At 34.6% G+C, this 15610-nt stretch carries 12 protein-coding genes; 1 reads left to right on the top strand and 11 read right to left on the bottom strand.

From position 1 onward, the window contains the following. The 3 genes from FYJ58_RS06060 to FYJ58_RS06050 all read right to left on the bottom strand — a co-directional run bounded on the left by FYJ58_RS06060 (position 1) and on the right by FYJ58_RS06050 (position 5193). Positions 1-1698 carry a phospho-sugar mutase gene (locus FYJ58_RS06060; RefSeq protein ID WP_154518761.1) on the bottom strand — a complete coding sequence of 566 codons (1698 nt, stop codon included), beginning with the start codon at positions 1696-1698 and terminating at the stop codon, positions 1-3. Positions 1699-1733: 35 nt separating this feature from the next. Then, positions 1734-2189 (bottom strand): hypothetical protein, encoded by a 456-nt coding sequence (locus FYJ58_RS06055; protein ID WP_154518759.1) that lies wholly within the window; start codon positions 2187-2189, stop codon positions 1734-1736. Positions 2190-2403: 214 nt separating this feature from the next. Next, on the bottom strand, positions 2404-5193 hold the full coding sequence (locus FYJ58_RS06050) for a response regulator (RefSeq protein ID WP_154518757.1): 2790 nt from the start codon (positions 5191-5193) through the stop codon (positions 2404-2406). A 169-nt stretch (positions 5194-5362) separates the two neighbouring features. Between FYJ58_RS06050 and upp the strand changes: the two genes are divergently transcribed. Next, positions 5363-5992, top strand: a complete 630-nt coding sequence (upp, locus tag FYJ58_RS06045; RefSeq protein ID WP_154518755.1) for a uracil phosphoribosyltransferase — start codon at positions 5363-5365, stop codon at positions 5990-5992. 53 nt (positions 5993-6045) lie between these two features. Here the strand turns inward: upp and FYJ58_RS06040 are convergent, their stop codons facing one another. The 8 genes from FYJ58_RS06040 to hemZ form a co-directional block, all read right to left on the bottom strand. Further along, complete coding sequence (locus FYJ58_RS06040; protein WP_154518753.1) at positions 6046-7101, bottom strand: aldose epimerase family protein; 1056 nt, start codon at positions 7099-7101, stop codon at positions 6046-6048. A gap of 20 nt (positions 7102-7121) precedes the next feature. Further along, a complete protein-coding gene (locus tag FYJ58_RS06035; protein WP_205839173.1) occupies positions 7122-8966 on the bottom strand; it encodes an EAL domain-containing protein in 1845 nt (614 codons plus the stop codon). 73 nt (positions 8967-9039) lie between these two features. Next, entirely contained in the window at positions 9040-9687 is a 648-nt protein-coding gene (locus FYJ58_RS06030; RefSeq protein WP_154518749.1) for a hypothetical protein, read from the bottom strand. Between the two features lie 353 nt (positions 9688-10040). Further along, entirely contained in the window at positions 10041-10241 is a 201-nt protein-coding gene (locus FYJ58_RS06025; protein WP_154518747.1) for a cold-shock protein, read from the bottom strand. 83 nt (positions 10242-10324) lie between these two features. After that, positions 10325-12118, bottom strand: coding sequence for an aspartate--tRNA ligase (gene aspS / locus FYJ58_RS06020; RefSeq protein ID WP_154518745.1), 1794 nt, complete (start codon positions 12116-12118; stop codon positions 10325-10327). A gap of 24 nt (positions 12119-12142) precedes the next feature. Next, the gene (hisS, locus tag FYJ58_RS06015; RefSeq protein ID WP_154518743.1) at positions 12143-13396 is read right to left on the bottom strand and encodes a histidine--tRNA ligase; all 1254 of its coding nucleotides are present in this window, start codon (positions 13394-13396) and stop codon (positions 12143-12145) included. Continuing rightward, positions 13393-14070: an HD-GYP domain-containing protein gene (locus tag FYJ58_RS06010; RefSeq protein ID WP_154518741.1), complete on the bottom strand. Its 678-nt coding sequence runs from the start codon at positions 14068-14070 to the stop codon at positions 13393-13395. Before FYJ58_RS06010 ends, hisS begins: the two co-directional genes overlap by 4 nt. 34 nt (positions 14071-14104) lie before the next feature. Next, positions 14105-15610 carry a coproporphyrinogen dehydrogenase HemZ gene (gene hemZ / locus FYJ58_RS06005; protein WP_154518739.1) on the bottom strand — a complete coding sequence of 502 codons (1506 nt, stop codon included), beginning with the start codon at positions 15608-15610 and terminating at the stop codon, positions 14105-14107.

The following is a 15610-nucleotide window of genomic DNA, read 5'->3' as shown; positions in this document are numbered from 1 at the left end:
CTATGCTCCAAACTGATTTAGTACTTCCTCTTTCAACTGGTTTAATAAACACTCTGCCCTTTCCATCGTTTCAGCTTTTACACCAAAATAGAACTTAATTTTAGGCTCTGTTCCAGATGGTCTTACACAGAACCAGCAATCATCCTCTAACTCAAAATAAAGTACATTTGATTTTGGAAGCCCGGTTTCTTCTTGCTTTTCATAGTCTCTAACTGTAATTACTTTTTTCCCTGCTACCTCACATAGACCTGTCTGTCTCATTTTGCTCATAATCTCAGCAATTTTTTTAGAACCTTCCATTCCTTTTAGTGTAATTGTTCCAAGTGTTTCTTTGTAGAATCCATATTTTTCATAAATTTTAAGCATTTGATCCCACAAAGTGAAACCTTTTGTCTTATAGTAGGCCGCTGCCTCACATAAAACCATAACTGCAGCAATTGCATCCTTATCTCTGGCATGGGTACCTACAAGACATCCATAGCTTTCTTCAAATCCAAACTCATACTTGTAATTCTGATTTTGTTCAAAAAATTTAATTTGTTCTCCGATATATTTAAATCCGGTCAATACTTCAATTAATTTAACACCATATTCTTTTGCCAAAGCATCTGCCATATTAGTCGTTACAATTGTCTTTATCAATGCTCCGTTTTCCGAAAGAATTCCTAATTCTCTTTTCCGCTCTAATTCATATTCACCAATCAAAACGCCTGACATATTTCCAGTAAATGGAATATAATTTCCAGTTTTTGAATCTTTCGCATAGACTCCAAGACGATCTGCGTCCGGGTCAGTTGCAAGAACTAAATCCGCATTAATTTCTTCTGCTAACTCAAGTGCCAAACGGAAAGCATTTGGATCTTCCGGGTTAGGATAACTTACTGTTGGGAAGTTCCCATCTGGAAGTTCCTGTTGTTTTACGACATGTACATGATTAAAACCGATTTCCTTTAATATTCTCTGAACAGGAAGATTACCTGTACCATGTAATGGAGTGTAAACAATCGAAAGGTTTTCTGCCTCTTTCGCAATTGCTTCTTTACTTAAAATCAATTTTTTTAATTCTTCCATATAGCAGTCATCGATTTCTTTTCCAATTACATGGTAAAGCTGACTGGCTATTGCATCTTCCCGACTCATTGTTTTTACATCCGATTCAATCGCAACTGACTTTACCTCATCAATAATCTGTCTGTCCTTTGGTGCCGTAATCTGTGCCCCATCTTCCCAATACACTTTATAACCATTGTATTCCGGCGGATTATGGCTTGCAGTAATTACAATTCCTGCACAACAGCCTAATTTTCTAAGTGCAAAAGAAAGTTCCGGTGTTGGTCTTAATGAGTTAAACCGGTAAGTTTTAATTCCATTGGCATTTAGACAAAGTGCAGCTTCCTCACTAAATTCTTCTGACATACTCCGTGAATCGTATGCAATTGCAACTCCCATATCCTGCTTTCCTTCTTTGATAATAAAGTTGGCAAATCCCTGGGTTGCCTTTCTTACTGTGTAAATGTTCATTCGATTTGTCCCTGCTCCAATGATTCCGCGAAGTCCCCCAGTACCAAATTCCAATTCCTTATAAAATCTATCCTTAATTTCCTCCTCATTCCCTGCGATACTTCTCAGTTCCTGCTTCGTCCGCTCATTAAAATAAGGATTTTTACACCATGCTTCATATTGTTTCATATAGCTCATATTCTCTCCTCTTTTCTTCTAGAATTCTCAACTTTTTATTCTCTTAAAGAAATTAATTTATCTAATACTGCTTTATAAACTAACGCAATGTTAGCATCTATATAACAAAATTTATTTACAACATATTCACATGTCTTATATATAAAACATGTACTCATCAAAATAAGACTTACAATTGTAACGAGCGGATTCAGATTCATAAAAATTAAAAACATTGCACTCAATAAATAAAAAATAAAAGCAAAAACATACTGTTTATTTATAATCAATGCTGACTCCATCGCATCTGTCAACCGCTCAAGCATTTTGTCTAACACATGCTTATCTTTTTCTTTCAAATATTCATACATTTCTTTATATACTTGTTCATTTCCAATTTTTCTTCCTGCATATCCCTGGTCTCTCAACACATTTCTATAACATAAATAATATCCGTCATATCTTTCTTCTCCTAATTCTTTACTAAGTAATTTTTTAAATACACTTGTCATATATTGACTCCTTACTTTTTTTCGTTCTCAAATACTATTCCAAATGTGGTGCAATTATTAACATTTTGTTCATAATATATCCATACTATGCTCATATCTGTTTACTATAATACAAACATAGTAACAAATAATAACATTGATATAGCTAATAAGATAATTTTTTTCATAAACAAGCCTAGTAGTTACCCTCCCTATTTGCTGCTAGGCTTTTCCTCTATTCAAATCTAATCTTTTCTAACAGTTCTATTGCCCTATCATATTGAAATTGTTGAATCTGTTCATATACTTCCTCTAACAACTTTCTGTTTTCACCTTTACTCGATACAATTAACTGCTCTGCCAATTCACTGCCTTCATTAAATTCAAATCTTTTTACTGATTCAGTTAACACTTCTATTTTTTCTTTATACTCCTGTGGCTCCATCGGCTGATATTTTTCTTCCGGTATAGTAGAAGCCAATATATTTTTATACAGTCCCAATGCCATCTGTAGTTTATTGCAAAATGTTTCAACTGTTTCAATATAAGATTCCAGATTTTCCTGGATATATTCATGATTACTATTACTTGAAGCCTGTTCCATCATTTTGGATAACTCCGAAAGTTTCTCAGCTCCCACATTCAGAAAAATTCCTTTTAAACTGTGAAAATAGATACGCAAGTCACTTATGCTAATCAACTGATATGCCGCTCTGATATAATTAATCTGCTCTGTCACATTTTCACAACATACTTTTAAAACACGAACATAATTTTCAACCGAGCCTGCCATATAGACCAAACCACTTTCAAGGTTTAAAGAATCCACTTCCTTTAAAACCGATTTCAATGCCTCAAATGTAATTTGATCTTTACTTTCCTGAATAATTGCTTTTTTCTCTAAAATCTTATAAGATGGCAAATACCTCCGCAATACATGACTTAATTCCTTAAGTTCTAACGGTTTTGCCATGACATAGTCAGCACCTGCCTGTTCAAATTTTTCTTTAATTTCTTTATTTACATTTGCAGACAACGCTATTATAACAGGATTCACTTTTTTATTCAAATTGCGAATATTCTTAGTTGCTTCAACTCCATCCATGTCCGGCATTAAATAATCCATAAAAATCAAATCATACTCATTCTCATAATATCTTTGGATTGCAACTTTTCCAGAATCAACTTCTTCAACTTCAATGTCATATTGCTGCAATATATTAGACACAACCATTAAATTTACTGCATTATCATCTACTGCAAGTGCATGCACTCCCTTTGTTTTAAACACCAGATTAACTGTATTTTCTTCAGCCTCTTTTTCCTCATCAAGTATATTAAGAATCTGTGCCAGCATCGTAATTGTAAATGGCTCATAGACGATGTAATCTGCCTCCCGGATCCCTTCAATAGCATTTTGACTTGATTCCAATATCAATATTTTCTTACATTGAAATGGAAATTTAGTCATTAAAATTTCAGTAGCAAGTGGATGTGCTGCATCTATTACAATATGCGTAAAACTTTCATTTAGCAAATCTTCCATGTCTTCACACGATTTAAAAGAAAGAATTTCAAGCTCTCTGCACATTTTTTTTGCCTGTTCAATTCTCCAGTCTGTACTTGCTACAAGTGCTATATTTTTGTCAAATGGATTTTTCACCTCGGCAATCGGGGTACTATCCAGTACTTCTGTTTGAATTTCAAACCAAAATGTGCTTCCTTCATTTACCCGACTCTCGCATCGAATTGTTCCTCCCATTGCTTTTACAAATTCAAAACAAATAGAAAGACCAAGTCCTAATCCTGTTTTCTGGTTCTCTCCTTTCTTTTCAAAACGATAAAAGGCATCAAATAAACTTTTTATATTTTCTTCTTCAATCCCGCATCCCGTATCCTGTACTAAATACTGAATAAAAGTTTTTCCCTCTCTCTCTTTTTTAGAAATACTAAGACGTATATAGCCTTCTTCTGTATATTCAACCGCATTGTACAGTAAATTTAATAAAACACGACAAATCTTTTCTAAATCTCCAGATAATATAGACGGAATCTCTGGCTCGATATCGACACAAAACCCTATTTTTTTCTCGTACATCCGCAAATGGACTAATGTTCTTACCTCTTCTAAAATATCATTTAAAGTAAACGCCCTATTTTCCAATACAATCTCATTATTCTGAATACTATTATAATCCGTTGCCTGTTCTACAATTGATAATAGTGCCCTGCATGCCTCTCTAATATTCTGCACATGACTTTTGTCAGTCGGGCTCAACTGACTCGACATAGCCAACAATTCTGTTGAACCATTAATCCCATTAATTGGTGTCCTCAATTCATGGGACATCGTAAGCAAGACCTTATTTCTCATGTTGACAATCTCAACCAATTCTTTTTTGCTTTTCTGTTCTTTTGTCAAATCAGTTAATATAATCATAAAACCTTCACTGCTGTCTTCCTTTCGAATCCGGCTTATATTAACAGAAAACCATATTTCTTCTCTTTCAATCTCAAATACACGTATTCCATCGAACAGATTCGTACTTTCTACCTTTTTTATTATTTCTTCTAATGTTTCTTTATTTTTAACTGCATCCCAGACATCATAGATTGATTTTTTACGAATCTGCCAAATATCTTTGTAGCCTAACCTTTTAATTAGCGCTTCCGAACAAGATATTACTTTATAATTTGAATCTATAAACATGATATAACTGTTCGTTGACTCCATAATATAATCAATGACTGCTTCTGAACGTCCATATACTTCTATTGTAGCATCTAGACTCCTTTTTAGACGTTCACCCACAAGCCACCCCCGAAGACCAATGACTACCAATATAGCAATAGAAGCTATATCAATAATTGAAAATGCAAGTAATCCCTTCATATTTTTACTCATCAGTAATTGATACATTAATGCAATCGAATTAATTATACAAACTGTTCCAATTAGTAACAATACTAAAAATAAATTATAATTGTAATATTTTTTTCCTTTTCCAATCTTTATCTTATTCATAGCTACCTCCAAGGTGCTTTATTTTCCATTTAAAGTCGCATGTTTAGAAGTATTTTATCATATTTCAATGAAAAAGGGGAGTTTTCGACAGAAAATTTATTTGTTTTATCTTTTCTTCATTGGGTAATAATGCTATAATGTACAAAGAAAAATGATCGGAGGTAAAATCATGTCTAAAGTTATAGTAATGGATCACCCATTAATTCAGCATAAAATAGGTATTATGCGTGTAAAAACTACATCAACAAAGGAATTTCGAGATCTTGTTTCTGAAGTGGCTATGCTTATCTGCTACGAAGCTACACGAGATTTACCACTTGCTGATATTGAAATTGAAACACCACTAGTAAAAGCAACAGTAAAAGAAATCGCCGGAAAGAAGTTATGTATTGTACCAATTCTTCGTGCCGGACTTCATATGGCAGATGGAATTCTTAATTTAATTCCAAATGCAAAAGTTGGTCACATCGGAATGTATCGAAACGAGGAAACATTAGAGCCTGTTGAATATTTCTGTAAGCTTCCTAGTGATGCAGCTGAACGCGAAATTTTTGTTGTAGACCCTATGCTTGCAACAGGTGGTTCCGCTGCCGCTGCCATTTCCCAATTAAAATCCAGAGGAATTCAGCGCATCCATTTCTTATGTTTAATTGCTGCTCCTGAAGGGGTTAAATTTTTACAAGAAAAACATCCTGATGTTGATATTTACATCGGTGCATTAGACGAACGTCTAAATGAGCAAGGATACATTCTTCCCGGACTTGGCGATGCCGGAGATAGAATTTACGGAACAAAATAGACAAAAACAAGAACACTTTGAAACCTTTCCTGTTTCAAGGTGTTCCTTTTATTTTACCAGTAAAATTTATAGATTGTAATAGAATCAAATACATGCCCCTTCTTTACAATTGGTGTATCAAATTCGCTAATATTTATTGCATTAGGAAATTTCTGTGTTTCCAGACAAAAACCGGAATGTTCTTTATATATACATCCATCTTTTCCTTTTCTTGTTTCATGAATAAAATTACCGGTATAAAACTGAACACCGGGCATATCACTATAAACTTCCATTCTACGATTTGACATTTCATCCTTCGCCTCCGCAATCAAGGTGACACCATCTCTTTGTCCAACTGCATAATTATGATCGTACCCTCCTGCTTTGACAATTGCATCGTACACTGAGTTGATATCTTTTCCTATTTTCTTCCAGTCTCTAAAATCCATTGGTGTATCTTTAACCGGAATTAGCCTTCCTGTTGGAACCAACTTATCATTAATCTCAGTAAAGTAATCTGCATTGATTTTTATCTTTTGATTTAATATGTCACCTGTATCATGCCCCTGTAAATTAAAATAACTGTGATTTGTAAAATTTACAATCGTATCCCTATCCGGAGTTGCGGAATACTCTATTACCAATTCATTTTCTTCCGTCATGGTATAAGTCACTGTAATATCTAAATTTCCCGGAAACCCCTGTTCTAAATCATGACTCATTCTAAAAAATTCTACGGAACAGCCATTCTCTTCTTCAAATGTTTCTGCCTCATACATCTTATTATTATATCCAATTTCTCCCCCGTGAAGACAATTCACTCCATTATCATTTCGTTCTAACTGATAATCAATTCCATTTATTGAAAATTTTCCATCTTCAATTCGATTACAGCACCTTCCAATAAAGCCTCCAAAGTAAGCAGAATTATTTTCATAGCCGGCGACATCATCATACCCCAAAACGATATCTTTTCTTTTTCCATTTCTTTCCGGAACAATTAATTTAACAAGAGTCGCACCATAATCAATAAACTCTGCCTCCATCCCATTTTTATTCCGCAAAATAAAGCTATGTACCTCTCTACCATCATTTGTTTTGCCAAATACACGTGTTTCTACTTTCATAGAATTCCTCCATTTTACATTTAACATTCTCCAAAAGTAAATTTATCTTTTTCTACAGGATATCCAAAATAATATCCCTGATATTCATCAATATCGGACATAAGCAAAAATTCTTTTTGTTGTTTCGTTTCAATACCGGATATTATTACTTTTATTTTTAAACTATGTGCTAAATCCACAATCGCAGTTAAAAGATTTGGATTAAATTGCTCTGTTTCATAAGCTTTCATAAAACTCTTATCTATCTTAATGTAATCAAACGGCAGTTCCGTCAAAGTACCGAGCGATGATTTTCCAATTCCAAAATCATCAAGTAATAAAAAAAATCCCTGTTGTTTTAATTTTATCAGTACTTTTTGCATTACTCTCATATCTTCAATTGCTAAACTTTCTTTTACTTCAAATACAATATTGGACTTCTTAACTCTTGTTTCTCTTGCAAATTTACAAATATGTTCTACAATATCAGGTTGAGTCAGCTGAATCGTAGAAAGATTAATGTGCATTTTAAATTCCGAATCTATATGCTTATTAATCGTTCTGCACATTGTAAATGCCTCTCGGAACACAACATCACCAAGTGCCCCTATCATTCCCAAATATTCTGACACTGAAATAAATTCAACCGGGTTAATAAATCCCTTTTCTGGATTTTTCCAACGCAGTAAACTTTCCGCTGCAATAACCTTTTTTGTTCCACTTTCTACAATCGGCTGGTAGTAAACATCAAATTCAATATACTCTTTTGCTTCCGCTTTCCGAAGTAACTCTTCAATCTCCTTTTTACTATCATCAATTGTCACACCCTCAAACCGGGAAAGTTTTTCCTCTGTTATATCTTTTATAATGCTTTGACGATACGAAATATCACCACAAATTGTAATTCCCAGCATCTCATCCCGAATCCATGCAATCTCTCCATTTTTCTTAAGAATTCGATATTCCTGATGCAAAAATTTATTTCCATAACTGCCTTGTTTTATCCATTTAAAAAATGCTTCCCTGTCTTCTTTATAAATTATATCAATCCAAGTCACTTCACCGGAATAAAACTCATGAACATGATATCCCAAACGGCTAATATTAGAAGATATATACTCTACAGGCATTGTATCATTTTCCTGTCTGCTGACAACAATCATATTACTTTGTCCAATTGCTTCGCTCAATATATTATTAACACGAAGAGTTGAATTAAATAACTGATGATATTCTTCCTTTTCTAAGATTATCTGGTAAATTATCAACATCCCAACTGCTGTTCCATTTTTATTCGTAAGTGGAAACCGGTTAACCTTAGCAAAACGCCTTTGATTTTTTTTCCATACAACTGGTTGTATTACGTCTGTTTGCACTTTTTTCTCTTTTAACAATTTAATCTCACTGCTCATTTCGCTTTTGTTCCAAACGTAAAAATCTTCTTTTGCTATCTCCATGTCTTGCGTTAAAACCGTATTGACACCAAGCACATCAAGCTTTTTATTTTTCCATTTAATTCGCGGAAGTTGGATTGTTAAATCTTTAAAAAACGGCTGTTTATATGATTGTTCAAAAATCCCTATAATCATATGCCGTTCCCCGATTGGAATGGAACTAAATTCAATATCAATTTCTATTTTTCCCTCCTTTCGATATACATATTTTCTAAAATAAATGCCGCTACCGTTTTCCAACAGCTCAGCAGAAAAACGCTGTTTTACTCCACCTTCCCAGATTTTATTTACATTTGTTACATTTTCTCCGATAAGTTCCTTTGCAAGTTGATTTGAGGCAATTAACTTTCCTGTTTCATAGCTGTATATAATCATAGGAAATTTAATAAACTCAACAAATTCTCTCAACTGCTTTTTTACTAACAGTTTCACTATAAATTCCTCTCCCATTTGTAATTATTCACGTTATAACTATTATAAGCATATTGCTAATAATTGGCAAGAACTATCCTTTCCTGAAAACACAAAAATCACAATTGTCAGTTCCTTTACAATCAATACAAGGGGACAGGTTATTTAAAAAATCCATTTTCTTTCTAAAATTTTTTATGTTTATAACTATGCCACAACAACTATATGAAGGCAAAAAGCTGCTATTTTTTATCTGAATTCCATAGTCTTTCCCTTTTAACATAACATATATAATCTTATTTACGTTCATTGACATTCCATAAAATCCAGCACCTAAAGACATTGAAAATGATTCCTTATCTTGTGACATTTCTGACCGGAATACACTTCTTATCCCGTCCAGATACGCACAATTCCACAATTGTATCAACAACCTTTCCTGTTGACTTAATTGATCCTGTTTATATCGTTCCTGAATCGTAAGTATATAAACTAAGCCCCCTAAAAATTCACTTGGAAACGGATGTTGTTCTTTCCATTTTTCTAACTCATTATATAATCGGACTTCTTTTTTTAATTCTTCACTTTCATAATAACAAACCTTTCCTGCCACCCGGCTCTCCGCCGTAATTTGTTTTAGCCACCCAAAATCCTCTTTTTCTGTTCCATGATTTTTTAAATAAAAGGATTCTGCTAAATGGGAATATGCTAAAAATGGAAAACGAACTTCCTCTTCTCTCATAGACACCTCTTTTCCCTATGAAACCTAGACCAAAGTGGACAAGTCCACCTCAACTCCCTGTATCCCTCACTCATGAGGGACTTGCTCCACTTTGCGTGTCAGATGCGTGTTGCATGCTTTTTGCAACAATACTCCTTTCGCATCTGTGCACATCCTCGCGGAGCGTTTTTGCTTTATAGGAGACGAAGTTTCCTATAAAGTGAAAAAAGGACGACCCAAAGCGGTCTGCTCTGAGTCATCCTCTCAATCAATTTCGGTATTACAATATAACTATTTCTTAAAAAAATTCTTTACTTAATTCAAAAATCTATATTAGAAAAAGGTACACTGTTAAACTCTTCTTGATTTATTAATTATGCTCTTGTTACGTTAGCTGCCTGAGGTCCTTTTGCACCTTCAACAACTTCAAATTCTACTTCTTCACCTTCGTTAAGTGTTTTGTATCCTTCCATGTTAAGTCCTGAGAAGTGAACAAAAACATCATTTCCTTCGGAATCAGAAATGAATCCGTAACCTTTTTGGTTGTTAAACCATTTTACTGTACCTTTGCTCATGTGTTTTTCCTCCACGATATAAAATATTGCATTGTGTTATTCACAATATAGATATAATAACACTTATCGTGCTCATTGTCAAACTATTCTTCACTTTTCTTTTTAATTTCTATCATAAGTTCATCTAACTGAATGTCGTCTACAATATTTGGCGCGTCTGTCATTAAACAAGAAGCATCTTTTACCTTAGGAAATGCAATAACATCACGAATACTATCCTCTTTTGCCATTAACATAACAAGACGATCTAATCCATAAGCAAGACCTGCATGAGGTGGAACACCATATTTAAAAGCATTCAATAAGAACCCAAAGCGATCATATGCCTGTTCTTTTGTAAATCCAAGTGCTTCAAACATTTTTTCCTGTACATGATTCTGGAAGATACGAACAGAACCGCCACCAAGCTCTGTACCATTTAATACAATATCATATGCTTTTGCACGAACTTTTCCAGGTTCTGTATCAATGAGTGGAATATCTTCTTCCATTGGCATTGTAAATGGATGATGCATTGCCATATATCTTCCCTGTTCTTCTGAATACTCTAATAATGGGAATTCTGTCACCCATAAGAACTTGTACTCATTTTTATCAAGAAGCTCTAACTGTTCTGCTAAATGAACACGTAATGCTCCCAGCACATCATATACTACTTTATTTTTATCTGCTGCAAATAACAATAAATCGCCTGATTCTCCGTCCATCTTTTCCACTAAAGCTTTTAATTCTTCTTCTTTCATAAATTTCGCAAAGGAAGACTTGTAAGTTCCATCTTCATTTACTGCCAGATAAGCAAGCCCTTTTGCACCATAGTCTTTTGCAAAGCTTACTAACGCATCAATTTTCTTACGTGGCATTGCACCCTGTCCTTTTGCATTGATACCACGAACGCTTCCTCCATTTTCAATTGCGCCTTTAAATACAACAAATTCACAGTCTTTCACTGTTTCTGTTACATCAACAAGCTCCATTCCGAAACGGAGATCCGGCTTATCAGAACCAAAACGATCCATTGCTTCCTGCCATGTCATTCTCTGAATTGGCAATGCTACATCAATATCTAATACTTCCTTAAATAATTTTTTCAAAAGACGTTCATTCACGTCAATTACATCATCTACATCAACAAAGGAAAGCTCCATATCAATCTGAGTGAATTCAGGCTGTCTGTCTGCACGAAGATCCTCATCACGGAAGCATCTTGCAATCTGGAAGTAACGGTCATATCCGGAACACATTAACAATTGCTTGAATAACTGTGGTGATTGAGGCAATGCATAGAAATTACCCGGGTGTACACGGCTTGGCACAAGGTAGTCTCTCGCACCCTCAGGTGTACTTTTTGTAAGCATTGGTGTTTCTATTTCTAAAAATCCTTCTTCAATTAAAAACTGTCTTGTAATATTGGCAACCTTACTTCTAAGCATCAAATTTTTCTGGATATCTGGTCTTCTAAGGTCTAAATATCTATATTTTAAACGAAGATCTTCCTTTGTCTTACTGTCTTCCTCGATAGGAAATGGTGGTGTTTCTGCTTCTGAAAGAATTCTTAGTTCTGTTGCACGCACTTCAATATCACCGGTTGCAAGGTTTTCATTCACGCTTCCCGCACGCTCTGTTACCTTTCCAACAACGGCAATTACAAATTCACTTCTTAGTTTTTCCGCTTTTTTAAAATATTCCGCACCGCAATCACTTTCTTCAAAAATAATTTGCAATAAACCGGAACGGTCTCTTAAATCTACAAATATAATTCCGCCTTTATTTCTGCTTTTTTGTACCCAGCCCATTACGGTTACAGTTTCACCGATATTGGTTTTGGATACTTCGGTACATCGGTGGCTTCTTTTTAAGCCTGTCATTGATTCTGCCATGATACTACTATATCTCCTTTTATCTTATTTATCTTCTATAAAATACTCCGCAATTTTCTCTAAGTCAACCTCTATTTCTTCATGAGTATCCATATTTTTAATTACTGCTTTCCCCTTTGAAAGCTCATCTGCTCCTAAAATAACGGTATTCTTTGCACCAATCTTGTTCGCATATTTCATCTGTGCTTTTACACTTCGATCCATGTAGTCTGTTTCTGCAACGACACCTGCCATACGAAGTTTATAAACTAGCTTATAAGCTTCTGACTTTGCCTCTTCTCCAAGAATTCCCACATATAATTCTACGCTTGGCTCAGGTTCTAATTCTACATTTTCTTTTTCTAAGAAATACAGAATTCTTTCAATTCCCATTCCAAACCCAACAGAAGGAATATCTTGCTTTCCGTCAATTTCACGAACTAAATTATCATAACGTCCACCACCGCATAACGTAAATCCATCTTCATTTACAAATTCAAACACCGTCTTCGTATAGTAATCTAAACCACGAACGATGCCTGTATCAACTTCGTATGGAATCTCTAATTCGTCTAACAGATGCTTTAGTTCCTCAAAGTGTTCCTTACACTCCTCATCTAAATATTCAATTGTTCTTGGCGCATCTTTTACAATTTCTTTGCAGGAAGGCACTTTACAATCAATTACCCGAAGAGGATTTTTCTTCATTCGTTCTTTACAAGTCGGACAAAGCTGGTCTTCATGCTCTCTTAAGTATTCTAACAATGCATCATTATATGTCTTCCGGCAATTGGAACATCCAATACTGTTAATATGCAGTTTTGCGTCTTTTAAACCAATCTCTTTTATAAATGTTGTAATTAATGTTATCAATTCAACCTCTGCCAAAGGACTTTTAGAACCAACAAATTCTACACCAAACTGGTGATGCTGTCTTAAGCGCCCGCTTTGAGGCTGCTCATAACGAAATGCCGGAGTTACATAAAATAACTTTGTTGGCTGACTTGCAGCATATAAATTATTTTCCAGGTAAGCACGGATTGCTCCTGCTGTTCCCTCTGGCTTTAATGTAATACTTCTTTTTCCTTTATCTTCGAATGTATACATTTCTTTTTGCACAACATCCGTCGTTTCACCAACACCTCTTTGGAACAATACGGTATGCTCAAATATAGGGGTAATAATTTCTTTTATATTATATACTTTACAAAGCTCTCTCGCCTTTTTTTCAATCATAGTACGCTTGTGCATTGCTTCTCCGTACCAGTCTTGTGTACCTTTTGGTCTTTGGGTTATCATTTTCTTTCCTCCTTGAATTCCTCTTCATATAACTGAATCCATCGTTCATCTGCATCTTTATTATTTACACGTTCAATTAAAGTTCTCAATTCTTCGGCGTTACAATCATTAACGACTCTCTGAAATGCAAGAAATACTCTCATATCAAAATTTTTCACTTCATCAATCATCAGTTCCAACGCTGTATCAACATCAAAAGCATCCCGATATGGGCGTTTTGAAACTAATGCGGCAAATACGTCACAAGTTCTGAGTATTCTGGCACCCCACGGAATTGCTGTTCCTTTTAAATTATCCGGATAGCCGGATCCATCATAATTTTCATGATGATGATATACCATTTGCTGAATTTCTTCACTGAAGCCTTCTCGTTTTACAATTTCATAGCTATAGGTAGAATGTAACCGGACATATTTCATTTCTTCCACAACTAATACATCCTTTTTTCTTCCATATAAATATTTACTTAATTTTAATTTTCCAATGTCATGAACCATTCCTGCCAAGGCAACACTTTCAATAAACTCTTCTGATTCTCCCAATACACAAGCAATGGAAGAAGCCAATTTGCTTACTAAAAGACCATGCTTAATTGCATCGCTTAAATCTTCCTTCATAACATCCTGCATATCTTCTTCATCTAACAATAACGAATTTTTATATTCTTCACCCATGGCAAACCTTCTTTTCCTATTTCAAGCAATTATATTACAATGGATTTTCCTTTAAAAATTTTTCTTTTCTTTCTATCATTTCATCAATCCGTGAAATATAATCCGTCAGACTTTTTACATTTTCGACTCGCTCAACTCGATCCTCATCTGCAAATACAAACTTAGAAGAGGCACCAGCACCCAATGCCAGAATCGTTTCCATCTCTTCCATAATCAGTATATTATAAATGCCTTCTTTTCCCGGCTTCGCATATCCTACATTTTCTTGATTTGCACTTTTACTGCTTCCTGTTGTATTCTTCTGTCGATACATATAATATGGCTCATACCCTTTTGCTTTGCAAAACCGCAGCCCATGTTCTACCATTTCGTCAATATTATCTGCCTGTTTTTTTTCTTTTTGAAGATTCAGTCTTGCCGCCCGTTTTGTAACCAAAGAATGAATTGTTATACTATCCGGATTTAACTTTCCAACTTCTTCCAAAGTTTTGTCTACATCTTCTAACGTTTCTCCCTGCAATCCGACAATTAAATCCATATTTATATTATCATGCCCTGCTTCCCTTGCCAATTCAAAAGCTTCTTTTATCTGGGCAACCGTATGACTTCTTCCAATCAACCGCAATGTTTCGTCTTTCATTGTCTGTGGGTTAATTGAAATTCTTGTCACTCCCTGCTCTTTCATAATCTCAAGCTTTCGCTTTGTAATGCTGTCTGGTCTTCCTGCTTCTACCGTAAATTCCTTTACATGTTCCATCGGAAGAGTTTTGCGGATTTTAATTAACAGACGCTCTAATAATGGCTCGCTTAATGTAGTTGGTGTCCCTCCGCCAACATAAATTGTATTTAATTTCTTATTTGGAATACAATGAGCAGCATAGTCTATTTCCTTAAATAGCGCATTCAGGTATGGTTCTGCATAACTTTCATATTTTGTATAGGAAAAAGAAGTAAAAGAACAATATAAACAAGTTGTTGGACAGAATGGGATTCCAATATAAATACTATATCCATTCTTATAATCAATTTCTTCTAAAATAGAAGCCTCTTTTTCAACAATATCAAGACTTATATCAATTTTATTGTCCTGACACAAATAATGCTTTTGCATATAATTTTTTATACAATCTCTCGTATCTCCAGAGAGATAATATCCCATTGGGATTTTTGTCGGTCTGACACCGGTAAGTGTTCCCCATGGAAGTGTACGTCCGCTTACCTGTTCCAACATCTGATAAAGAAGTATTTTAAATTGATTCTTATAGTGTTTTCTTTTTGCCTCTTTGATAGAATCTTCTGAACGAATCCACTCTTTCTCCTCATCAAAAATGTTCGCTTTTTCTTTTTTCATTGCAACTTTGCCATCTTGAATCAAGGAAATAACTACCTTATCCTCTTCCAACTCTACTTCCAAAATACGCCCTTTTGTTTTATCTTCCATCGTTTCCAGAACAATAATATCTTCTTCCGGAAAAAAACTTTTTGTAAGTGACTGGGCATCATATGCCAGTGCATTTGAATTAATCTCTATTGTTATCAT

The sequence above is a fragment of the Velocimicrobium porci genome, from assembly GCF_009696045.1.
Classification (GTDB): Bacteria; Bacillota; Clostridia; order Lachnospirales; family Lachnospiraceae; genus Velocimicrobium; species Velocimicrobium porci.
Note: the sequence above shows the minus strand (reverse complement) of the source record. Positions and strands in the feature narration are given on the sequence as shown.